We start from the raw sequence: 20,473 nt of genomic DNA on the forward strand, positions 1-20,473 counted from the left end.
CGGCTCATCATGCCCCTGCCTGCCATCTACATTGCTGGCTTCTGGTTCGTCGTGGGGGCCATCAACCTGGTGCTCCTGTCGCTGGATGCGTTTCGCAAGGGGCCCTTCATCACCGATAGCCTGACCTCGCTATGCGGCTGCCTGCTCTCGTTCGGCCTGCTCTGGGTCACGCGCCACGTCGCCAGGCCACGGCGGCCCTGGCGCAACATGGCCCGTTGGGCCGCGGTGGTGGCCGCGGGAACCGCCTTGTGGGCCTTCGACTCACTGATGCAGGCATGGACGACCGGGCACCCGCCCTGGGGCCGGTGGCCGGATGACTGGTTCATGCCGTTGCGCATGAACTGGGTCTATTTCACTGCGCTGTATGCGTTGCAGATGGTGATCCTCGCCCTCGTGGAGTCGATCGACGCGCTGCGGACACGTGAACGCCAGCTGCTCGAAGCGCGCCTCGCGGCATTACGTTTCCAGCTCAATCCGCATTTCCTTTTCAACACGCTGAACGCCATCTCCACCCTCGTGGCGGAAGCCAGCGTCAGGGAAGCGGGTGAAATGATCGAGCGGCTTTCGCGTTTCCTCCGTGCTTCGCTCACCGGGGAGCCGACCGACCTGGTCAGCCTCTCGGCCGAACTGGACATGATCCATGCCTACCTGGACATCGAAGCCATCCGCTTCGGCGACCGGCTGAATGTGCGTTACGCGTGCCAGGCGGGGCTGGCCGAAGCCCAGGTGCCAAGCTTCATCCTGCAGCCGCTGGTCGAGAACGCGGTGAAGTATGCCGTGGCGCCCGCGAAGCAGGCCGTCACCATCGCCATCGAAGCGAGCGCCGAGAACGAGAGCCTGATCCTCGTCGTCGAAGACGACGGGCGCCACGACCATGCGATGGCCGTGCCGGGCACCGGCGTCGGCTTGCGCAATGTGGCGGCCAGGCTCGATGCGCTGTATGGCCCTGCGGCACGGATGGAGGCGGTGCGCCGCGAGCGCGGGTTCACGGCGGTGATCCGCCTGCCACTGCAATGGAGTGCCACATGACGGGCCAGGTGCTGCGGGTGCTGCTTGTGGACGACGAGCCGCTGGCGTTGCGCCGGCTCGGCATCGCGCTACGCGAATTCCCCGACCTCGACATCGTCGGCACGGCCAGGGATGGCGACGCCGCCGTGGACGAAGCCTAGCGCCTGGGCCCCGACCTGGTCATACTCGACGTCGAGATGCCTGGCCGCGATGGCTTGTCCGTCGCCGATGCGTTCGCGCGGGATGACGGGCCCGACATCATCATCCTCTCCGCGTTCGATCGTTACGCCGCCGCGGCGTTCCAGGTCGAAGCCATCGATTACCTGCTCAAGCCGCTGCAGCCCGAGCGCCTGCGCCAGGCGATCGAGCGCGCGCGGCGCCGCCGCGCGGAGCGCGCCGCGTTCGTCGCCAGCACCACCGATGCCGCCAACGCGAACCCACGGCCCACGATCCACGTCCCCGGCCGGCATGGCGGCCGCGACGTGGCGCTGGCGGACATCATCTGGATCGAGGCGGCGCGCGACTACGTCGTCATCCACACGGCCACGCGTTCGCACCTGCTGCGCGCGACCATGACGGAGATGCGGCGCCGGCTGCCTGACAGTTTCCTGCGCGTGCACCGTTCGTCCTTTGTTGCCCTGGGCGAAGTGCGCCGCTGGGGCGTGCCGTTGAAAGGCATCTACGGCCTCGTGCTGTCGGATGGCAGCGAGGTGCCCGTCGGGCCCAGCTACGTCCAGGAAACACGCGCGGCGCTGCGCTCGCTGGATGTCTGAGCCGCTCGTGACGATACCCGCTGCCATCCGACGGAACCGCCTGTCATTCGCGCCTGCGCTGCTTATCACAGCGGTATGGGTCGCCGTCGGCGTCGTGAACCTCGGCCTTGCGTCGGTCGACGGGCTGCATTCCGTCCGCGCCATCGCCGGGAGCCTCACTTCGTTGTGCGGCATTCCCCTTTCCCTGGGCTTGTACGCGGCCATGCGCCGCGGCAAGGCCATGCCGCGCTGGGCTTCGCGAACACTGACCGTGGTGCTCGTGCCGCTCGCGGGCACGGTGCTGTGGATAGCGAACACCTCGTTCCAGGCCTGGGCAGGGGGGCATGCACCGGTAGGCCACCTGCCGACGGACTGGTTCATGCAGACGCACATGAACTGGCTCTACTTCACCGCACTGGTGGTGTTGCAGGTCGCGGTCTCCGGGCTTTTTGATTCAAGCAACGCGCTTCGCGAGCGGGAACGCCAACTCCACGAAGCCCGGCTATCGGCCTTGCGCCTGCAACTCAATCCGCATTTCCTGTTCAACACGCTGAACGCGATCGCCACCCTGGCGGCTGAATCGGGTGCCCGCGAGGCCGAGCAGATGATCACCCGCCTCGCCGCGTTCCTGCGTACATCGCTGGAAAGCGAACCGACCGAGCAGGTGCCTTTGTCCGTGGAGCTGGAGACGGTGCAGGCTTACCTCGCCGTCGAGGCGGTGCGCTACGGCGACAGGCTCGACGTTCGCTATGCGTGCGAAGCGGGGCTGACCGATGCGCTGGTGCCCAACTTCATCCTGCAGCCGCTGGTCGAGAACGCCCTCAAGTACGCCGTCGCGCCATCACTCGGCGTCGTGACGATCACGGTATCGGCGTCGTTCGTCGGTACAACGCTTCTCGTCGCCATCGATGACAGCGGTTCGGGCCGCTCGCTGGCTGCATCGTCCGGAACCGGGCTTGGCCTGCGCAACGTCGCCGCGCGGCTGGAAGCGATGTACGGAGCCGATGCCAGCATCGACGCCGGCCCACGGGGCCGGGGGTACCGTGCCGCACTCCGCCTGCCCCTGCGGTGGCACGCCGGCGCGTAGCCCGATCATCCTGCGCGTGTTGCTTCAATAGGCGAGATGCGGCTGGCGCGCACGGCGGGTGACAGCACCGCAGCCTGGCTCAACAGGAGCAGCACCACGGTGCCCACGGCGAGATAGCCCGCGGGCATGCGTTGACCTGCGAAGTGGACCTGTAGCCACGCGGCGAGCAGCCATGCCAACCCGCAGCCGACCAGGACGCCCCCCAGGCCGATGAGCAGGTTCTCGACGAGGAAGTAGGCGATGATGTCGCGCCGCGTGGCGCCGAGCGCACGGCGTACCCCGATCTGGCGACGGCGTTGGCCCACCCAGAAGCTCGACAGGCCGGCGATGCCCGCGCCCGTGATGGCGAGCAAGACCACCGATACCACGCTCATGAGGATGACCATGCCGCGATCGGCCCGGTAGGCCTGCCGCCGGATCGTCGAGAACGGTGCGACCGGGTCGCGGGTCAGCATCGTGCGCATCGGGTTCGCCAGCGCGAGTGCGTGGGTGATGCGGGCCATCACGTGCTGGTCCTCGCCAGGCTGCGCGCGGACAAGGTAGCTCTCGTTGCCGTTGTTCGTGATCTCGGGTAGCAGCAGGGAAAACTGGTTGCCGTCTTCGCCACGGGCATGGGTCCAGGGCACTTCCATGCGTTCAAGGATGCCGATCACGATGATCGGCCGGATCCGGTCGCTGAAGTACATCGCCTTGCCCAGCGCCGAGCCCTGCGGGAAGAGGCGGTCGGCCAGCGCCTGCGTCACGATGGCGACGCCCGGGTCGGGTAGCCGCCCGCGATCAACCTGCCCCACCTCGTTCGCGGTGAAGTTCCTCCCCGCTATCAGCTTCGCGCCCAGCACGCCGAGGGCGTGTTCGTCGCCGTAATACATGGCTGCGGTCGCCGCCGCCCGCCGGCTGTCCGGCGATGTCTGCACCGCGACAAGCGCCCCGCCGCCCCGCAACGGGAACGAGTTGGCGGCATACGCGTCGGCAACGCCGGGCAGCGAGCGCAGGGCCTGCACATCGGTACGGATGAGCGGGACGTAGTCACTTATGTCGCCGACGAATTGCGTCCGTATGGCGATGAGGTGGTCCTCCGTCAGCCCGCTCGGTTCGCCAAGCCGCGTTAGATCCTGATGGATGATGAACAGTGCATTGCAGACGATGGCTAGCGTGAGGGCGATCTGCAGGCGGATCAGCACCACGCCCGCCTTGTGGCGGGATAGCGAGGCAAGGATCGGTCGAATCATGGCACGCACGGGGGTAGTGGCCTGGACGAAGCCTAGCCACGCGGCACGCCCGGCTCGATGCCGTTGGTCGCAGCGATAAGTTCTTCGTCGAAGCGCCATGGCCGTGCGCGGCCGCGCATCCGACGAACACAGCCACGTTGCGACGAAACGTTGCCGCCGACGGCGCGCTTCGCGCGAAGGTGGTTGCCCCATCGCCGCTTTAGGACACCGACCTTGGAACTGACCGGAAGGATCAACGAGGTAGCCGTGCTTTACGCGGAGCTGCAGGCGCCCATCGTGCAGAGTGTCGCCACCGTGGCACCGGAAACGCTCACCCATGCTGTCGCCGTTTCGGTGGGCATGGCGCGCGAGCTGGGCATTCCACTCTTCGCATCGGCCGTGGAACTCGCACCGGGTGCACCCGTCGAATTGATCAGCGAACTCGAAGGCCACCTTGCTCACGTGCGGCGCACGCCGGGCATGCTCGACGACCCAGGCATCGGCGACGCGGTGCGCGCCACGTCGAGGAAGATCCTCGCCATCGGTGGCGTGTCGTCCGAAATCGCCGTGCTGCACAGCGTCCTCGGTGCGCGCCGCCTCGGCTTCGAGGTCCACGTCCTGGTCGACTGTTGCGGCGGGCTGTCCGCGCGCACCGAGGGCGCCGCATTCGAGCAGATGCGGCAGGCGGGCGCGGTCATGTCCAGCGTTTCAAGCTTCTTCACGGCGCTCGCGCCCGCCATCGACGACGAGGTGGGGCGTGTTGTCTTTGCTGGCCTGGCGACGCTGTGGGGGTGGGGAACCACCTAACGGCGTTCGATGAATGCCATGTTTATCCGCCCTGCTGGTCAATGAAGACATGCAGTGTCTGGATCAGGCTAGCCTGAATGTGAGCAACGTCAAGCCCCGTGACGAGAGGGGTCGCACCTTCCACGCCACCGCGCCATTGCAACCGCCCCACGCCGTGGTGTCCGAGTCCTGGCCGCACGGGATGGAAGGCGAAGCCGGGTGGCATCTGGGCGAGAAGCTCCGTTACTGCCTGTGAGATGGCGGCGTGCCCCCTCGCTGAACGATCCGGCTCGTAGAGGACGGCATCCTCGGCGTAGAGCTCGCGAATGGCGACTATGCGCATGGCGGCATCCCTCTCGCCAAACACGCGCGCCAGGTTTGCTCGCATGATCGCGTCATAGTCGATGTGCATCACAGGTTCCCCTCGGCAGGATCGAACATCGCCGCCCCGCCACGCGTCGACGCCAGGGGCACTTCATCCTGCAACACATCCCAGTGCTCCACCAGCTGGCCATTCTCGACGCGAAATATGTCGACCACCACCTGTGGCGATGGCGCCCACCCGCGGATCCGGCCGTGGATCGCCACGAGGTCGCCTTCGGCCACGACGAGGCCCGGCTCGTAATACACATCGCCCGAAAGGCCTGCGACGAGCGTACGCAGGGCATCACGCCCCTGCGGGATATTCGGGTTGTGTTGCACGTAGCCTGGCGCGTACAGCCGGTCCACGGCGGACGCATCGCGGCGCTGGAAAAGGGCCTCCATCGCCTCGACCACGAGCGCCTTGTTGCGCGCTGGCCGAGCGTCCGACATGCGATCAGGTTGCCGCGTGACAACGAGCTGCCCCTGCTGGCGAATGAATTCACCGCCGGCAAGCGTGGCAAACGAGTGCGCGATGCCCCGGTCGTAGTCATGGATGTTGGTGACGGTAGCACCGCTTTTCTCAACCCAGCTCAAGCCGAACACGCCGTTGCCGAGCGGCGCCACCTCAAGATCCACCGTTTCCGTTCGCGCGAACGGCCCCTCCGCAATCGTGAACGTGAGCTGCTTTTCCGAGTCGATGGCCAGCCTGACCGTGAACGCGGGGTAGGTGATTTCCATGGCGAGGCCGACAGGGAAGCGATCGGTTTTCATGCTGTTTCCTCAAGGTGGGTTGGGAAGAGGCGTTCCGAGGCCGCCTTGCGCCACATGCCGGGCGGCGCGTGGCATACCCGCCGGAACACCCGGGTAAAGTGGCTCTGGTCGCAGAAGCCACACTGGCTGGCGATGTCGGTGAGTGATGCCGATGTGGTTTCGAGCAAGCGCTGCGCATGAAGCACACGCCGCTGCAGGTGCCATCGCCGGGGCGACATGCCCATGCTGGCCTTGAACATCCGCGAGAAGTGCACCCGCGAGATGCCGCAGGCGCGGGCCGCGGCGAGGATGGCGGTGCCAGCAGGTAACTCCGGGTGCAACGCTTGCTGGGCGATCTGCAAGCGCCACGGCCCCAGCCCGCCTGGCCTGGCGCCGCTCACGCAATCGCGCCGCCGTCGGCGGTCAGCGTGGCACCGGTGATCATTGCCGCCGCCGGGCTGGCGAGGAACACCACCGCATGGGCGATATCGCGAGGTTCCGCGTAGCGCCCCAATGAGGTCAGCCCACGCTGGAAATCCGCCGCTTCACCGTCGGCGGGGTTCGCGTCCGTGTTCGTCGCACCTGGCTGGACGAGATTGACGGTGATGCCGCTGGGTCCAAGCTCCCTCGAAAGCCCGCGGGTGAACGATGTCAAAGCCGCTTTCGACATGGCGTATGCCGTGATGCCGGGGAACGGAACCCGTTCGCCGAGCGCAGAGCCTATCGTGATGATGCGGCCGCCGCTGCCCAGATAGGGGATCGCTGCCTTCGCAAACAGCACGGGGGCACGCACGTTCACGTCCATCAACCTTTGGTAGTCGTCGAGGTCGAGATCGGCGATAAGCCCGCCGAGGCCCACGGCCGCGCTGTTGACAAGGATGTCGAAGCCGCCGAAAGCGCCCACCACCTCGTCCACCGCGCGCGTGATCGCCGCCGGGTCGGCGCTATCCGCTTTGATGGCGACGCCCCTTCGCCCTTGCCGCTCGATCGCACCCACGACGGCGTGTGCCTTGTCCGCCGCCGCCTGGTAAGTAAGCGCCACGTCGGCGCCGTTTTCTGCCAGGGCCAGGGCGATGGCGGCGCCTATGCCGCGGGAGCCGCCCGTCACCAATGCCCGCTTGCCATTGAGGTCAATCATCATCGTCGTCTCGTTTGTCGTCAGAATCGAAAATTCGCCATGGCGGCGGCGACGCGCATCGTGCGCGAGGGGCCGGTTTCCCGGATAAACCGGCCCGGGAAGAACGCGCTCATGGACGTGGAAAGGTTGAGCTCGGCGGTCGCCTGCCACGCGACGGCGAGTTCCAGCTGCGTGCCGATGAACCGCGCATCGCTTGCCTGGCCGCTGCGCACCAGCGCGCCCGGTATGTTGTAAAGGCCATCGCGCGTGCTGGCGCGCCAATAAGCAACGCCCGTCATCGACACGGCCACCGCTTCCGCGGGGTGCACCGTGATGGAAGGCTGGGCATGGATCAGGTTGCGCGGGCCCACCGGAGATTGCGCCGCGAAATACTTGCCGCGCGGGAACATGGGATTGAACGTGCCGAGCCGCTTGTCGCCTGGGTCGGCGTCGCCCGATATGTAGTCGGCGGTCAGGGCGACGATGGGTTGCAGGCGTGCCTGCATGAACCGGTGCCCTAGTTCACCACCGATGCCCCCGGCGGCAACACGCTTGCCGGCGAACGACCCACGTTGCAGCACGCCTTCGAGGTTCCAGTACTGCGTGCCCGTATCGCCGAACAGGCGCGCACCGACCGTATGCGCCAGTTCACGCCCCGCGCCCTGGTCAAATAACGCATGCGTATCGCGGAACCCGAGGAAAAAGACGTCGAGCCCCGTGTTGCGCTCGCGGCCTACCCATCGTGTTCCGTAGATACCCCACACCGATCGTTGGTGCGATGTCGTGTCGTCGAAGGCGCCCCCGCGGGTATCCACCGGGCGCAGGTAGAAAGCGCGGAGCTGGCCGCCATCATCCGCAAGCGTCACGTCCGTACCGTCGAAGGCCTGCGGGATATTGGGCCCGTACCGCGTATCGATGAAGCGGCCCGCACCCAGCGAAACCAGCTTGCGCCCTACGGAGACCCGCGCCGTGGCGCCGCCGGCGACCTCGAATTCGACTTCGGCGAAGGCCTGGAGGATATCTGTCGCCGTCGTATCTACCGGTGTCCTGGCACGGCCCGTACCGCGGATCGCGGAAACGATGGGCTGCACGAAGACGCGCGCGCTGCCGACGTGCAGGTCGGCATAGGGCAGGAACCGATACCAGGTGTAATGGTCGTCGGGTGCGGCCCCCCAGTTGGCGTTCTTGTAGCCTTCGTAGCGTATGCGCAACTCGGCTCCGGTGGTCAGGTACGTGGAGCCATCCGTGGCCCACGGGATGTACTTGAATGGTTCGGTCCATCGTCCCGTGCGGTTGGCCTTCACTGCGAGGTTCGACCAGTCCTCCGGGTAGCGTTCGATCGTCAGCGTCGGCGCCTGCTGCACGTCGGTAAGCACCTGCCCAGGCGCCGGTAACGGCATGGCCGCCGCCGCCACGAGCGTCATGCAGAGCGGCCATGCGCGGGAGGCGCGGAGGGCGACGGTGGCCATGACGGAAAGCCCGTCGCCCTAGCCCGATCAGCGTCCCGCGGCCACCGGCGTATTGAGGAGCTGCTGCTCCCAGAAGTAGGCGATACCGCTACCGGCCGAATGCGGGCCGATGACCTTGTTCAACTTCTCGGCGGACTCGGCGCGCGCCCAGTCACGCTGCCATTCGGCGGCCACCGCTACCCAGGTCATCATGTTCGCGCCCGCGGCGATCATCCGCTGGATGCCCACCTGGTGTGCCTCGAGCGACGTACCACCCGATGCATCGGTCACCACGGTGACATCCCAGCCCTCGCCGAGGGCCTGGATAGCCGGCATCGCCACGCAGATCTCGGTCCACAAGCCGGCGATGATGAGCTGCTTGCGCCCCGTCGCCTTCACGGCATCGACCACCGCCTTGTCTTCCCACGTGTTGATGAACGTGCGATCGATCACCTTCTGGTCGGGGAACACGTCGGTGATCGACGGGAACAGCAGGCCACCGCGCGCCGCGATCACGCTGGTGAGGATGGTGGGCACGTTGAACACCTTCGCGGCCTTGGCGAGGCCCGTGGTGTTGTTCACCACCATCTGCGGATCGTGGCTGTTCAAGTTGGCGAGTTGGTACGGCTGATGGTCGATCAGGACGAGCACCGAGTCGTCGGGGCGAAGCAGGGAGTCGAGGCCATTGCGAAACGTCATGTCGGTTCCTTTGCTGCCAATGTTGGAAAGGAGCGGGCATTATTGGCATCGCAAATTCTTGTTCGGTAGCCTCATTCCGGGCGCTACTGTGTTGCTCAACGGGGAACGCGATGGATATTGAAGAACTGCGAACGTTCGTTGAAGTGGCCGATGCGGGTGGCGTCACGCAAGCGGCGCGCCGCCTCGGTGTATCGAAATCCATCGTCAGCCGGCGGCTGTCACGCCTCGAGGAAGAACTTGGCGTGCAGCTGCTGGCGCGCACGACGCGCGGTGCGGGCCTTACCGAGGCGGGGCTCACGTTTCGCGACCACGCCGACAGGGCGTGTGCGGAAATCGAACTGGCGAAGGAAACCATCCTGCCTTCCGGAGAACTGCGTGGGCGCCTGCGCATCGCCGCGCCGCTGTCGTTTGGGCCGACGCATTTCACACCGATCCTTGCCGACCTTGCGAAGCAGAATCCGCAGCTCACCGTGCAGGTTTGCTACACCGATCGCTTCGTCGACATGATCGCGGAAGGTTTCGACTGCGCCATACGGGTGGGGAGGTTGCCGGATTCCAACCTGCTCGCGCGGCGCGTCGGCCCGATATACGCCACATGGGTTGCAAGCCCCGATTACATCGCACGGCACGGCGCGCCGGAGACACCCGAAGAATTCGTGACACACGAGGCCGTCATGCAAGGCAACGAACCCTGGCCCATCATGGACGGGGACCAGGTCGTCATGATCAGGCCACAAGGGCGATTCAAGGCCGACAACGGCGTGGCCCTCGTCGCCGCGGCCGTTGCTGGCATGGGTATCGCGGGCGTGCCGGAGGATCTCGTCACGGAGCAGCTGAAGGCGGGAACGCTCGTTCCCGTCATGACGCGCTACCCACCACCCGAACTCGGCATCTACGTGCTGCGGCCACCAGGCCAGTACCCGGCGAGGAAAGTACGCGTGCTTACCGACATGCTGGTCGAGTGCTTCGGCCACGCGAAGTCGCGTGGCGCCTGACCTGCAAGAGGAACGAATCGATGTCGATCAAGAAACAACGCGTGACATTCACGAATGGCGATCAGCAGCTCGTGGGGCACTTGCGCCTTCCGCAAGCGTTCGACGACACGAAACGGTACCCGGCCATCGTGGTGGTTGGCCCAGGGAGCAGCGTGAAGGAGCAGGCAGGGGCTGTCTATGCCGGGAAGCTGGCCGAGCGCGGCTTTATCACGCTCGTTTTCGACCCGTCTTTCCAGGGCGAGAGCAGCGGTACGCCTCGCGACCTTGAAAGCCCGGCGGTTCGCATCGAGGACATACGGTGTGCCGTGGACTTCCTGGTGACATTGGCCTACGTCGACGATGAATCGATAGGGCTTCTCGGCATATGCGCGGGCGGTGGCTACGCCGTCAGCGCAGCGATGATAGAACGCCGCTTCAAGGCCGTCGGCACCGTTGTCGCAAACGACATCGGGGCAGCGTTTCGTCGCATGCAACCACAAGCGGGGGCCGTCGAGGCCATGCTCGGCGCTGTCGCGGCACAGCGCACGGCACGATCCCGCGGCGAACCGGATGTGCACGCACCGTGGATTCCTGGGGTGGACGAGGCGAAGGCCATGGGTATCACCGATGCCAGTTTGCTGAACGCCATTGACTACTACGCAACGCCTCGAGGCGGGCATGCCCACCGAACCAACCTGCGGCTCATGGTCAGCGATGCGTTACTGCTTGGGTTTGATGCCTTCCATCTCGTGGGCGAACTCCTTGTACAGCCGCTTCAGGTCATCGTCGGCGGCAAGCTTGGCACCACATTCTCGCACGAGGCGGGGAAGGCCTTGTGGGAACGCGCAAGGAATCGCCGGGACTTCGTGGTCATCGAAGGCGCCGACCATTACGACCTCTACGACCGCCAGCCTTATGTTGACCAGGCCATGGCAAGCCTCGCCGCGTTGTATGACGATGTTCTTTCGTCGCGCCGCGGTGAGGCTCATGGATAGCGAGGAGCCAGTTCCTTCTGACGAAGCCAGCTACGAAGAGCCCGGACAAGGTCGACCTTGCACTCCACCGGCAGCCAGTGCGCGCCGGTCAGATCGGTCACGGTCAAGTCGTCGCACGCCTCACGCATGGGATCACCCAGGCGGTTGCCGTTGATGCTGTTCATCGGATCGTAAACCCCATTCACGAACAGCACCGGCAACGTTAGCCGCCCGTGGTCCACGGCACGCTCGGCGTACGCGGTATTCGCATCGTCGTTGACGTACCACGCGCATGGCGCGCGGAATCCTCGCGCTTCGAACGACTGCACCAGCACGTTGAAGTCATCCGCGGGCCACAGCGATGGGTCCGGTGCCGTGGGCGGTGCCTGGTGCGCATCGCCGAAGCGCCCGCCCTTGCGGGTGACACTCGCATTCGCGGCCGGCTCGGTCATGATGGCCGGGTTCGCGCGTCGGTAGATCGAGGCAAGCGATGAAGCCGTGTCGGCGTCCAGGTCCGCCACCGCCGAAGCGAAGTGCGTGTTGTAGTAACGGAAGTAGTCCCACTGCCCGTCGGGATACTGGTCCACCGGATAGATGGCCCGGTCCACCAGGGGCACAAGCGTGCGAAGCGTGTTTCCCAACGGAAAATACGGCACGGAAACGAACACGACGCCACGGCAGCGGCGCGGTTCATGCGATACCAGGGAGCCGACCACCACGCTGCCCCAGTCGTGGCCCACCCATACGGCGGGCGTGCCGCCAAGGTGGTCGTGCAACTCAACCATGTCGGCCACGATCTGTTCCTGGGTGTAGGCGTCGACGGCCCCAGGTGCGGACGAGCCGCCGTAACCGCGCATGTCCGGCGCGACGCACCGCCACCCATCGGCGGCGAAGGCCTCGAGCTGCGCCCGCCAGATGAGTCCAAGCTCCGGCCAGCCATGCAGGAAGACCATCAGGGGCCCGTCCACGGGCCCAAGTTCCAGGTAGTGCGTCGTGTGGCGACGCGTGCTGTGCGTGAGCGAGGCAGGTGCAGTCATGCGCCTATCATGGTGCAGCTGGGTGTGATCAGCGAGCGAACAGCAGCTCGCACGCCCGGGGCTTGCGCAGCAGCAGGCCCGCCCACGTCACCAAGCCCACGTAGACACCGAACAGCGTGTGCGTGAACCACGGGTTGCCCACGCGCAGGTTCACCGCGATGGCGCCGCCGAGGAAAGCCGACAGGGCGATGGCGCCGATCACCGAGGTCCTTGGCAGCAGGTAAAGGGCAAGGCAGGCCAGTTGCAGCACACCGAGGCCGCGGGCAAGCGCCGGGGTGGCCGTGAAGCCCAGCCCCTGCAGGGTGGTGATGACGGGCTCGATCGGCGGAAGCTTGATGGCGCCGTCCATCAGCCAGAACAGCACGGCCAGGGCGGTGAGGATACGGCCGGTCCAAAGGCGGGCGGGCGAGGGCATGGGTGTTCTCCGGTGGGGTGTCTGTCCCTACGTCGAACGACGGAACCCCGGATCGACAATGCCGCCCTCCCTTGCAAGAGGCGGGCGATTCTCCCACTTCCGGCAAGAGTCATTCCCCCGTTCCCCCGTTTATCCGCAAGGATGCCACCGCCAGAATAGGCACCAGAGAACCTTTCTGGAGCCATATCGTGACCTCATCCACCGCCCCGGCCACGCGGAGCGCCACGCTCCCGCTGATCGCCCTGGCCATCGGCGCCTTCGGCATTGGCACCACCGAATTCGCGCCGATGGGCATGCTGCCCACCATCGCCGAAGGCATCGGCGTCTCGATCCCGACGGCCGGCCTGCTCGTGTCCGCCTACGCGGGCGGCGTGCTCGTGGGGGCGCCGATCATGACCCTGTTGCTGGCACGCTGGCCGCGGCGCAAGGCCCTGATGGTGCTGATGAGCCTCTTCGTCATCGGCAACGTGCTCTCGGCGCTGGCGCCGAACTACGTGAGCCTGGTGGCGGCGCGCCTCGTCACCAGCCTCAACCACGGTGCGTTCTTCGGCCTGGGTTCGCTCATGGCGGCGAGCCTGGTGCCGCGCGAGAAGCAGGCCAGTGCCATGGCCACGATGTTCATGGGCCTGACACTGGCGAATGTCGGCGGCGTGCCGGCCGCCACGTGGCTGGGCCAGGCCATCGGCTGGCGTGAGTCGTTCGGCGTCATCTCGCTGCTTGGCGTGCTGGCGATCGCAGCCATCGCGTGGGCGTTGCCGCGCGGCGCGGCAGGTGATGCGCCCGACATCAAGGCCGAGCTGCGCGTGCTGGCCAGCGCACCGGTGCTTACCGGTATCGCCGCCACCGTGCTCGGTGCGGGCGCCATGTTCGTGCTGTACACGTACATCACCCCGTTCCTTGGCGCGATCACCCATGCGGGCCCGGGCTTCGTCACCCTCAGCCTCGTGCTGGTCGGCATCGGGTTCACCATCGGCAATGCGCTCGGCGGCAAGCTCGCGGACCGTTCCGTGGTCGGTGCCCTCGTCACGCTGCTGCTCGTCCTCGCGCTGACCATGCTTGCCATGCCGTGGCTTGCCACGACCGCGGTGGGCGCGGCGATCGGCCTTACGGTGTGGGGCGCGGCGTCGTTCGCCATCGTGCCGCCAATGCAGATGCAGGTGATGCGCGCCGCGGCAGGTGCACCCGGCCTGGCCTCGTCGGTCAACGTCGGCGCGTTCAACCTGGGCAACGCGCTGGGCGCCGCGCTGGGTGGTGCGGTGCTGGGCACGGGCATGGGCTATGCGAGCCTGCCGGTGGCTGGCGCCATCCTCGCGGGGCTTTCGCTGGCGGTGGTCCTCGGCCGCACCGTGGTGGTTCGCAACCGGCCGGCTGTCGCGGCGGAATGCGTCTAGCCCGCTAGCAGCGTTACGGCACGTCTATACTCCCGGGACCGCCGCCCCCCACGCGGCTGCCCGGGAGTCTCCATGTCGAAGGTGCGCATCGCAGGGTTCAACGTCTCGATGGACGGCTACGCCGCCGGCCCGAACCAGAGCCTCGACAACCCGCTGGGCGAGAACGGCCCGAGCATCTTCCAGTGGTTTTTCCCCACGCGCATGTTCCACGAGATGGTCGGCAAGGAGGGCGGCGAGACAGGGCCCGACAACGACTTCGCGTACCGCGCGATGGATGGCTTCGGCGCCTTTATCCTCGGCCGCAACATGTTCGGTCCCATCCGCGGCGAGTGGCCCGACGATGCATGGAAGGGCTGGTGGGGCGATAACCCGCCATACCACGCGCCCACGTTCGTCCTGACGCACCACCCGCGCGAATCCATAGAGATGGAAGGCGGCACGGTGTTCCATTTCGTCACGGGCGGCATCGAGGAAGCGCTGCAGCGTGCCCGCCAGGCGGCCGGCGGCAAGGACATCAAGATCGGTGGCGGCGTCGCCACGGCACGCCAATACATCGAGGCCGGCCACGTCGATGAAATGCACCTGGCCATCGCACCCGTCGTCATGGGGCAGGGCGAGCCGCTATTCGCTGGTCTCGACCTGCGTGCCATGGGTTACAAGACCATCGAGCACGTGCCGACGGCACGTGCCACGCACGTGGTGCTGGCGCGCGGGTAACTCGTCAGCTGTCTGCCCGCGGCCTGCCTGGCCGCGAGCAAACGCTGCATCTGGTGCGGACCGTTACGCCTTCGCGGCGAGCAACGTATCCAGCTGCGCGAACTGCTCGGGCAGGCCTTCCGCCGAGCCGGCAATCGCATCTTCGAGTGCTGCCTCGTTGGGGTAGAGCTCGTGCAGCGTGAGGAAGGTCTTCCCATCGCGCTCTTCGAACGTCACCGTTGTGACTGCCCCATCGGGGCTCTCTTCGTTCGTCCAGACCAGGCGCTTGTTCGGCGTCACTTCCTGATAGGTACCGAAGAAGGCCATCGGCTCGCCCGATGCCGGGTGCTTGAACACCAGGCGGTACGTACCGCCCGTGCGGATATCCATGTCACACGACAGCAGCGTGAGGCCAGCGGATGCCGGCACCCACCAGCTCTTGAACAGATCGGGCGTGCTCCACGCTTCGAAGACGAGGTGCACGGGGGCATTGAAGGTACGCCTTACGATCAGCTCGCGGTCGGACATGCGTTCCACGACGGTGGAAAGGCGCGTTGCGGCGCTATCTGCGTTTTCTGTGGCCATCTGTCTTCTCCTGGGTTTTCAGCTTCTCGACGATCTTGTCCAGCGCGTCGAAGCGTGCGCTCCACAGCTGGCGGTGTGATTCGATCCACGCGGCTTCTTCTTCCAGCCGGCGTGGGCCCAGCTTGCAGGTACGCACGCGCCCCACCTTCTCGGTGACCACGAGCCCGGCCTGCTCAAGCACGCTGACGTGCTTTTTCATGCCCGTGAGGGTCATCTGGAACCGCTCGGCGAGGTCGCTGATGGAAGCCTGCGAACCACCAAGCTGCTCCAGCACGCCCCGCCGGGTGACATCGGAGAGTGCCGCGAACGTGAGATCGAGGCGGTCTTGATACTGAACCATGTGGTTCACTGTATGGCCGCGCCGCGGGATTTGCAAGTGGCTTCGTGGCACAGGCACGTGTAGGGTTCGCCAAGGTATCCCAGGGAGCTTCCCGTGTCGGCACGAAAGCGCGTCCTCGCCTTGATGTTGCTCGCATGCGTCGCACCGGCCATCGCTGCCGACCAACGGCCTCCCGTCGACAAGGTGGCGGAGGCCAGGCGCATCGGGGCGTACTACCAGCACCGATACGGCTTCAACGGCGAGATCGTCCTGGCCCATGGCGACGCGATCCTCAGCGACGAGACCTACGGCCTGGCGCACATAGAGCTACCCGTGGCGCTGACGCCCGGCATGCGCTTCGCCATCGGCTCTTTCACGAAGCAGTTCACTGCTGCCGCGATACTTTGGCTGCAGGACCACGGCAAGCTCCGTGTGACCGACCGGATCGCCGGGTTCCTTCCCAAGCCGTTGCCCGCCACCTGGGCCAACATCACCATCGAGCAGCTCCTCGTGCACTCGTCGGGCATTCCGGATGACGTCCTCATGGACGACTACCCACAGTTCCGCATCGATCCGCACTCGCCGGAAGAACTCATCCGCGCCGTGCAGGACAAGCCGTTGAAGTTCGCGCCTGGCAGCCGGTACGACTACACCAACATCGAGTACGTCATCCTGGGCGCCATCGTGGAAAAGGCGGGTGGTGAATCCTGGGCCGAATTCATCAAAGGCCATTTCCTCAATCCCCTCCACCTGCAGGACACGGGCATCGGTGGAACGCCACAGGTCATCGAGCGGCATGTATCGGGGTACGTGACCTCGCATGGCGCCTTGACGAAGGCTGTCACCGCAGACCCTTCCGTCCTTGGCGCTGCCGGCAGCATGTATTCCACGGGCGCCGACCTCGCCCGGTGGGTCGCCGCGCTGCAAGGTGGCAAGGTGCTGCATGCGGCCACCCTGAAAGCCATGGATACGCCGCGGATCGAAACGGCCGGCTACGGTGCCTTCATCGAGACGCTCAGTGGCGCACCTGTCATCGGCCACGGCGGTGACCTGCCCGGGTTCCATACACAGGTCTATTTCTTTCCAGGCAGCGGCGACACGGTGGTCGTGCTCAGCAACATCTCGCGTTCCCGGCCGCTGGAATCGCCAGGCACGTACGGTGTGACCAACGAGCTGCTCGAACTGGAGGCCGACCCGAACGGCATCCGCCCGTCGACGGGGCGAGTGGCATCCGTCGAGCGGGCGTCACTCGACGCCCTGGGTGGAACCTATGCCATGGAGGGGTCGAGCACGTCGCTAGGCATCACCACCGACGGGGATGGCCTTGTGCTGGCAACGCCTGGGCAGCCGCCGGTTCACCTGAAGCCTGAGACGAAGGACAAGTTCTATGCGGCGGAGCAAAACATGGAGGTGGAGTTCGGCGAGGGCACGATGACCCTCTACAACTACACCTACGAGCAGCGGACCGTTTGGGCGCGGTCAAAAGCGGCGCCTGGACCTTAACCTCCACGCCCCACCGTTCGCCGGTCCAGCCACAGGCCGACGAGGAGCGACAGTGGTGCCAGTACCACCATGAAAGCCACCGACAACTGGTGCGACGTATCGCCGTAGCCAGCAAGGCCGCCGAGGCAGAAGAAGCCGAAGACGGTGATGGCCGTCAGCAGCAGCATCGCGTATCGACGTGCAACGTGGGTTGGGAAAAGCCACGCCAGTGTCGCGGGCTGGAACCGTGCGTAGAACCAAAGCAAGGCAACGAGGTAGGGAACACCGACGAACAGGAGGACCTGGCCGGGTGCCCAGCCGAAGCCGGCTTCGACGGTGTGCATGTCGGCATGCATCGCGAACACGCGAAGCGGAACGTACGACACCAGGTTACCGACACACAACGCGACGAGCCAGTAAGCGAAACAGCCAAGCACGACTGACTTGCGCTGGCGCGCGATGGCGAACAACGCCAGGCCGACGAAAAGGCTGGCACCAAGATTGCCTAAAGCCGACCCCGCGAGCGCGATGATGCCCGCGTGGGTGGCATGGCCGCTCGCGAACATGGGACGGTAATCCACGTTCTCGTCGATGTCCTGGTGCAGCACCACGTTTATCGGCGTGGGCGAACCCCAGTCGAGGTCGAACGGGTCCATCTTCCAGCCGAGGAAGTGCGCCGTGAACGTGTGGGCAAACTCGTGGCTGAAAAACGCCACGGAGTGGGCAAGCAGCCAGAGTGCAACGGTGGCGGCCAGGAACGTCGTCCAGTGTCGGCGCATGGGGTGTCCGTCGAGTAAGCGGCCTGGATAAGGTTTCGGTCCTGACGCTAGCTGATCGCCACGATTTCGTCGACAAACGCACGCAACCGAGGCAGGTGTCTCAAGTCGCGGTGGTAGCCCATCCACACGTCGCGCGTGGGCGGTGGGCCGCCAAGATCGATGCGTTCGATACCCGGGGTCGCATCACCCAGCGGGCAAGGCAGCACCGCGATACCCAGGCCCAGGGCACACGCACGGGCCTGGGCTTCGCGGCTGTTGCTGCGGAACGCGATGCGCGCGTCGGGAAGGCGTTCGCGTAGCCATGCCACGTCGGGCATGCCGCCAAACGCGGTGTCCATCGTCACCACGCTGTCGAGCGCATCACTGCCATCGGCGCGGTACGCGGCATACGGCATTTGCAGCAGCCTGCGTTGTGCGATGTCGGGTTCGTCGAAGGGCGCGATGCGAAACACGAGGTCGGCGTCGCGCCGCGCGAGGCTCAGCAACCGCGCATCGGTGATGAGCTCGACGACCACGCCCGGGTGCTTCACGCCGAGCGAAGCAATGGCGCGCGTGAGCACGTAGGTGCCGAACCAGTCCGACGACGACACGCGAAGCACGCCTTCCAGCGTTCCGCCCTGCCCACTCGCCGCACGCGCGATACCCAGGGCCTCGGCCTCCATGCGTTCGGCATGGGCCAGCACGGCCGCCCCTTCGTTGGTCAGCACGAAGCCTTCGCTGGTGCGCTGGAATAGCGTGAGGCCAAGCGTTTGCTCGAGCACGCGGATGCGTCGGCCCATGGTCGGCTGGGTCTGGCCAAGCTCACGCGCGGCGGCACCGAGCGTGCCCCCACGGGCCACGGCGAGGAAGATCCTGAGGTCGCTCCATTCCATCGCCGTATCATGCATTTATGCATGGTCGGCGTGCAATTACGGGCGTTCCCATGCGTCTGGGCATGGCCTAACGTAGCGTCATCAGCGACGCCGTCGCCCCGGAGAACCCCGATGAACGCCAACGCCACCATGTCCGCCCTGCGCCTCGATGCCGCTGGCAAGCCCCTTGTCCTCAGCACCGTCGAGCGTCCGGTCGCAGGCCCGGGCGAAGTGCTCGTCCGCATCACCGCGGCCGGCCTCAACCCCCTGGATGGGAAGATCCGCGCGGGCCAGGGCGGCCACGCCCGCCACCCCGCGCCGGCCATCCTGGGCATCGACATGGCGGGCACGGTCGAGGTGGTGGGCGCCGGTGTCGAGGGCTTCCAGGCCGGCGACGCGGTGTATGGCATGACCGGCGGCGTCGGCGGCGTACAAGGTTCGCTGGCGCAGTACGCCGCCGTCGATGCCCGCCTGCTCGCCCACGCACCGGCGACCTTGCCGCCTATCGAAGCGGCGGCGCTCCCGCTCGCCTTCATCACCGCGTGGGAAGGGCTAGTGGACCGCGCCAACGTGCGCGAGGGCCAGTCGGTGCTGGTCATCGCCGGCGCCGGTGGCGTCGGCAGCATGGCGGTGCAGCTCGCGGTCGGCCGTGGCGCCCACGTGTACGCCACGGGCAGCCGCGTGCAGCGGGCGATCATCGAAGGCCTGAGGGCGACGTGGATCGACCGCGATGCGCCGATCAGCGAGGTCGTCGACGCACACACCGCGGGCGAAGGTTTCGACATCGTGTACGACACCCTTGGCGGCGCCACGCTCGATGCCAGCTTCGTCGCGGCGCGCCGTTACGGCGGCCACGTGGTGAGCAGCCTCGGCTGGGGCACGCACGCGCTCGCGCCTTTGTCATTCCGCGCGGCGACGTATTCGGGCGTCTTCACGCTCATGCCCCTGCTCACCGGCAAGGGCCGCGAGCACCACGGCGCCATCATGGCGGAGGCGACAAAGCTGGTGGATGCCGGCAAGCTGCGCCCAGTGATGTCGTCGCAGCGCTTCACGCTGGCCGAAGGCAATGCCGCGCTCGACCTTGTCGAGGGTGGCAAGGCGGGGGGCAAGGTCGTGGTGTTGGTCGATTAACTATCAGGCCTAGGTTCCGGCAAGCGCCATGCGGCGTACGCCGCATGGATCGCACGTACCGACGCAAGCCGCACCTTTGGCATCGGTAGCTGCTCGAACATGGCGGCGTAGCGCCGACGATTCGCCGGGGTTGCGAAGACGACATGCCGAAGCATTGCCCAGTGGACTCGCTCCCGCGCTCCGTCCAGGCCGCCGACGCGGCGGTGGCCGAACCACGTGCGCCACAGGTAACGGCGAAGGCTTGTAAGCGTCGATACGTCGAGCAAGACCACGCCCGTGGCGCGCGCTAAACGCTGTGGCATGCACGACGAGTAGTTCCCATCGATCACCCAGCGGTCGCCGTCGATCGCCGCATCATGGAGCGCGTGGAATTCATCGCGCGGGCGTGGCCGCCACGCCGTATGCGGCAGGTGGTGCAGCTGGTCGAGGTGGACCACGTCCAGGTCGAGCGCCCGGCCCATCGCATCCGCCAGAGTGGACTTACCGCTGTTCGACGGCCCGAGGACGCAGATACGCGGGCCAAGATCGGCGAGGGAGGGCGTGTAGGTCATGGCCGGGATGGCACCAAAGGGTGCCACCGAGGATAGACCACGCCCCTCACCACTGCCGCCGTTGGCGTGG

Annotated in this window: 25 protein-coding genes; 11 read left to right on the forward strand and 14 right to left on the reverse strand. The window is 66.3% G+C overall.

Annotated elements, in window-relative coordinates; all coding sequences use genetic code 11:
- Positions 1–9 precede the first annotated feature (9 nt).
- From VI08_RS06755 to VI08_RS20775, 4 genes are read left to right on the forward strand one after another with little or no spacing between them, the layout of a single operon-like run.
- Positions 10–1,029, forward strand: a complete 1,020-nt coding sequence (locus tag VI08_RS06755) for a sensor histidine kinase (RefSeq protein WP_052697732.1) — start codon at positions 10–12, stop codon at positions 1,027–1,029.
- Complete coding sequence (locus VI08_RS21975; RefSeq protein WP_198148865.1) at positions 1,026–1,169, forward strand: hypothetical protein; 144 nt, start codon at positions 1,026–1,028, stop codon at positions 1,167–1,169. Before VI08_RS06755 ends, VI08_RS21975 begins: the two co-directional genes overlap by 4 nt.
- Positions 1,170–1,184: 15 nt before the next feature.
- Positions 1,185–1,781 (forward strand): LytR/AlgR family response regulator transcription factor, encoded by a 597-nt coding sequence (locus VI08_RS06760; RefSeq protein ID WP_332308622.1) that lies wholly within the window; start codon positions 1,185–1,187, stop codon positions 1,779–1,781.
- On the forward strand, positions 1,774–2,847 hold the full coding sequence (locus VI08_RS20775; RefSeq protein ID WP_052697734.1) for a sensor histidine kinase: 1,074 nt from the start codon (positions 1,774–1,776) through the stop codon (positions 2,845–2,847). Before VI08_RS06760 ends, VI08_RS20775 begins: the two co-directional genes overlap by 8 nt.
- Positions 2,848–2,852: 5 nt before the next feature.
- Here VI08_RS20775 and VI08_RS06770 read toward each other — a convergent pair whose 3' ends face one another.
- The gene (locus tag VI08_RS06770) at positions 2,853–4,076 is read right to left on the reverse strand and encodes an ABC transporter permease (RefSeq protein ID WP_045828795.1); all 1,224 of its coding nucleotides are present in this window, start codon (positions 4,074–4,076) and stop codon (positions 2,853–2,855) included.
- Between the two features lie 213 nt (positions 4,077–4,289).
- Between VI08_RS06770 and VI08_RS06775 the strand changes: the two genes are divergently transcribed.
- Positions 4,290–4,862: an isochorismatase family protein gene (locus VI08_RS06775; protein ID WP_198148866.1), complete on the forward strand. Its 573-nt coding sequence runs from the start codon at positions 4,290–4,292 to the stop codon at positions 4,860–4,862.
- A 22-nt stretch (positions 4,863–4,884) separates the two neighbouring features.
- Here VI08_RS06775 and VI08_RS06780 read toward each other — a convergent pair whose 3' ends face one another.
- Genes VI08_RS06780 through VI08_RS06805 form a run of 6 tightly spaced genes read right to left on the reverse strand, consistent with a single transcriptional unit; the run spans position 4,885 to position 9,218 of the window.
- Positions 4,885–5,253, reverse strand: coding sequence for a nuclear transport factor 2 family protein (locus VI08_RS06780; RefSeq protein WP_045828796.1), 369 nt, complete (start codon positions 5,251–5,253; stop codon positions 4,885–4,887).
- The gene (locus VI08_RS21980; RefSeq protein ID WP_198148867.1) at positions 5,253–5,975 is read right to left on the reverse strand and encodes a nuclear transport factor 2 family protein; all 723 of its coding nucleotides are present in this window, start codon (positions 5,973–5,975) and stop codon (positions 5,253–5,255) included. The genes VI08_RS06780 and VI08_RS21980 overlap by 1 nt, the downstream gene beginning before the upstream one ends.
- Entirely contained in the window at positions 5,972–6,316 is a 345-nt protein-coding gene (locus VI08_RS06790) for a helix-turn-helix domain-containing protein (protein ID WP_157006409.1), read from the reverse strand. The genes VI08_RS21980 and VI08_RS06790 overlap by 4 nt, the downstream gene beginning before the upstream one ends.
- A 35-nt stretch (positions 6,317–6,351) precedes the next feature.
- Positions 6,352–7,095, reverse strand: a complete 744-nt coding sequence (locus VI08_RS06795) for an SDR family NAD(P)-dependent oxidoreductase (protein ID WP_198148868.1) — start codon at positions 7,093–7,095, stop codon at positions 6,352–6,354.
- 17 nt (positions 7,096–7,112) lie between these two features.
- Positions 7,113–8,540 (reverse strand): alginate export family protein, encoded by a 1,428-nt coding sequence (locus VI08_RS06800; RefSeq protein WP_052697736.1) that lies wholly within the window; start codon positions 8,538–8,540, stop codon positions 7,113–7,115.
- Positions 8,541–8,567: 27 nt separating this feature from the next.
- A complete protein-coding gene (locus VI08_RS06805) occupies positions 8,568–9,218 on the reverse strand; it encodes a hydrolase (protein WP_045828798.1) in 651 nt (216 codons plus the stop codon).
- Positions 9,219–9,328: 110 nt separating this feature from the next.
- Here VI08_RS06805 and VI08_RS06810 point away from each other — a divergent pair, with 110 nt between their 5' ends.
- Together VI08_RS06810 and VI08_RS06815 are read left to right on the forward strand one after the other, a co-directional pair.
- Positions 9,329–10,213, forward strand: coding sequence for a LysR family transcriptional regulator (locus tag VI08_RS06810; RefSeq protein WP_045828799.1), 885 nt, complete (start codon positions 9,329–9,331; stop codon positions 10,211–10,213).
- Positions 10,214–10,233: 20 nt separating this feature from the next.
- Positions 10,234–11,187, forward strand: coding sequence for an alpha/beta hydrolase (locus VI08_RS06815; protein WP_045828800.1), 954 nt, complete (start codon positions 10,234–10,236; stop codon positions 11,185–11,187).
- Here the strand turns inward: VI08_RS06815 and VI08_RS06820 are convergent.
- Positions 11,178–12,203 carry an alpha/beta fold hydrolase gene (locus tag VI08_RS06820; RefSeq protein WP_045828801.1) on the reverse strand — a complete coding sequence of 342 codons (1,026 nt, stop codon included), beginning with the start codon at positions 12,201–12,203 and terminating at the stop codon, positions 11,178–11,180. The two genes, VI08_RS06815 and VI08_RS06820, sit on opposite strands and share 10 nt — an antisense overlap.
- Before the next feature lie 28 nt (positions 12,204–12,231).
- Positions 12,232–12,618, reverse strand: a complete 387-nt coding sequence (locus VI08_RS06825; RefSeq protein ID WP_045828802.1) for a DoxX family protein — start codon at positions 12,616–12,618, stop codon at positions 12,232–12,234.
- A 188-nt stretch (positions 12,619–12,806) separates the two neighbouring features.
- Between VI08_RS06825 and VI08_RS06830 the strand changes: the two genes are divergently transcribed.
- Together VI08_RS06830 and VI08_RS06835 are read left to right on the forward strand one after the other, a co-directional pair.
- Complete coding sequence (locus VI08_RS06830) at positions 12,807–14,009, forward strand: MFS transporter (protein ID WP_045828803.1); 1,203 nt, start codon at positions 12,807–12,809, stop codon at positions 14,007–14,009.
- A gap of 72 nt (positions 14,010–14,081) precedes the next feature.
- The gene (locus tag VI08_RS06835) at positions 14,082–14,726 is read left to right on the forward strand and encodes a dihydrofolate reductase family protein (protein ID WP_045828804.1); all 645 of its coding nucleotides are present in this window, start codon (positions 14,082–14,084) and stop codon (positions 14,724–14,726) included.
- Between the two features lie 63 nt (positions 14,727–14,789).
- Here VI08_RS06835 and VI08_RS06840 read toward each other — a convergent pair whose 3' ends face one another.
- Entirely contained in the window at positions 14,790–15,290 is a 501-nt protein-coding gene (locus VI08_RS06840) for an SRPBCC family protein (RefSeq protein WP_045828805.1), read from the reverse strand.
- Positions 15,268–15,630 carry an ArsR/SmtB family transcription factor gene (locus VI08_RS06845; RefSeq protein ID WP_045828952.1) on the reverse strand — a complete coding sequence of 121 codons (363 nt, stop codon included), beginning with the start codon at positions 15,628–15,630 and terminating at the stop codon, positions 15,268–15,270. Before VI08_RS06845 ends, VI08_RS06840 begins: the two co-directional genes overlap by 23 nt.
- Before the next feature lie 93 nt (positions 15,631–15,723).
- Between VI08_RS06845 and VI08_RS06850 the strand changes: the two genes are divergently transcribed.
- Positions 15,724–17,112 carry a serine hydrolase domain-containing protein gene (locus tag VI08_RS06850; RefSeq protein WP_157006412.1) on the forward strand — a complete coding sequence of 463 codons (1,389 nt, stop codon included), beginning with the start codon at positions 15,724–15,726 and terminating at the stop codon, positions 17,110–17,112.
- On the opposite strand, the gene VI08_RS20780 is transcribed toward VI08_RS06850, so the two are convergent.
- On the reverse strand, positions 17,109–17,870 hold the full coding sequence (locus tag VI08_RS20780) for a hypothetical protein (protein WP_052697737.1): 762 nt from the start codon (positions 17,868–17,870) through the stop codon (positions 17,109–17,111). The genes VI08_RS06850 and VI08_RS20780 overlap by 4 nt on opposite strands.
- Before the next feature lie 47 nt (positions 17,871–17,917).
- On the reverse strand, positions 17,918–18,757 hold the full coding sequence (locus tag VI08_RS06860) for a LysR family transcriptional regulator (RefSeq protein ID WP_232309486.1): 840 nt from the start codon (positions 18,755–18,757) through the stop codon (positions 17,918–17,920).
- Between the two features lie 96 nt (positions 18,758–18,853).
- On the opposite strand from VI08_RS06860, the gene VI08_RS06865 reads away from it, so the two are divergent.
- Positions 18,854–19,852: a zinc-dependent alcohol dehydrogenase family protein gene (locus VI08_RS06865; protein WP_045828808.1), complete on the forward strand. Its 999-nt coding sequence runs from the start codon at positions 18,854–18,856 to the stop codon at positions 19,850–19,852.
- On the opposite strand, the gene VI08_RS22185 is transcribed toward VI08_RS06865, so the two are convergent.
- Positions 19,849–20,403: an ATPase AAA gene (locus tag VI08_RS22185; RefSeq protein ID WP_045828809.1), complete on the reverse strand. Its 555-nt coding sequence runs from the start codon at positions 20,401–20,403 to the stop codon at positions 19,849–19,851. The two genes, VI08_RS06865 and VI08_RS22185, sit on opposite strands and share 4 nt — an antisense overlap.
- Positions 20,404–20,473 lie beyond the last annotated feature (70 nt).

It is taken from the genome of Luteibacter yeojuensis, assembly GCF_000964085.1.
In the GTDB taxonomy this organism is placed as follows: domain Bacteria; phylum Pseudomonadota; class Gammaproteobacteria; order Xanthomonadales; family Rhodanobacteraceae; genus Luteibacter; species Luteibacter yeojuensis_A.

Coding starts and splice junctions, on each gene's coding strand:
- VI08_RS06770 (WP_045828795.1), bottom strand. CDS start 4,076: ATGATTCGACCGATCCTTGCCTCGCTATCCCGCCACAAGGCGGGCGTG.
- VI08_RS06825 (WP_045828802.1), bottom strand. CDS start 12,618: ATGCCCTCGCCCGCCCGCCTTTGGACCGGCCGTATCCTCACCGCCCTG.
- VI08_RS06835 (WP_045828804.1), top strand. CDS start 14,082: ATGTCGAAGGTGCGCATCGCAGGGTTCAACGTCTCGATGGACGGCTAC.
- VI08_RS06755 (WP_052697732.1), top strand. CDS start 10: ATGCCCCTGCCTGCCATCTACATTGCTGGCTTCTGGTTCGTCGTGGGG.
- VI08_RS06780 (WP_045828796.1), bottom strand. CDS start 5,253: ATGCACATCGACTATGACGCGATCATGCGAGCAAACCTGGCGCGCGTG.
- VI08_RS06815 (WP_045828800.1), top strand. CDS start 10,234: ATGTCGATCAAGAAACAACGCGTGACATTCACGAATGGCGATCAGCAG.
- VI08_RS06865 (WP_045828808.1), top strand. CDS start 18,854: ATGAACGCCAACGCCACCATGTCCGCCCTGCGCCTCGATGCCGCTGGC.
- VI08_RS06840 (WP_045828805.1), bottom strand. CDS start 15,290: ATGGCCACAGAAAACGCAGATAGCGCCGCAACGCGCCTTTCCACCGTC.
- VI08_RS21980 (WP_198148867.1), bottom strand. CDS start 5,975: ATGAAAACCGATCGCTTCCCTGTCGGCCTCGCCATGGAAATCACCTAC.
- VI08_RS20775 (WP_052697734.1), top strand. CDS start 1,774: ATGTCTGAGCCGCTCGTGACGATACCCGCTGCCATCCGACGGAACCGC.
- VI08_RS06810 (WP_045828799.1), top strand. CDS start 9,329: ATGGATATTGAAGAACTGCGAACGTTCGTTGAAGTGGCCGATGCGGGT.
- VI08_RS20780 (WP_052697737.1), bottom strand. CDS start 17,870: ATGCGCCGACACTGGACGACGTTCCTGGCCGCCACCGTTGCACTCTGG.
- VI08_RS22185 (WP_045828809.1), bottom strand. CDS start 20,403: ATGACCTACACGCCCTCCCTCGCCGATCTTGGCCCGCGTATCTGCGTC.
- VI08_RS21975 (WP_198148865.1), top strand. CDS start 1,026: ATGACGGGCCAGGTGCTGCGGGTGCTGCTTGTGGACGACGAGCCGCTG.
- VI08_RS06805 (WP_045828798.1), bottom strand. CDS start 9,218: ATGACGTTTCGCAATGGCCTCGACTCCCTGCTTCGCCCCGACGACTCG.
- VI08_RS06860 (WP_232309486.1), bottom strand. CDS start 18,757: ATGCATGATACGGCGATGGAATGGAGCGACCTCAGGATCTTCCTCGCC.
- VI08_RS06845 (WP_045828952.1), bottom strand. CDS start 15,630: ATGGTTCAGTATCAAGACCGCCTCGATCTCACGTTCGCGGCACTCTCC.
- VI08_RS06800 (WP_052697736.1), bottom strand. CDS start 8,540: ATGGCCACCGTCGCCCTCCGCGCCTCCCGCGCATGGCCGCTCTGCATG.
- VI08_RS06795 (WP_198148868.1), bottom strand. CDS start 7,095: ATGATGATTGACCTCAATGGCAAGCGGGCATTGGTGACGGGCGGCTCC.
- VI08_RS06820 (WP_045828801.1), bottom strand. CDS start 12,203: ATGACTGCACCTGCCTCGCTCACGCACAGCACGCGTCGCCACACGACG.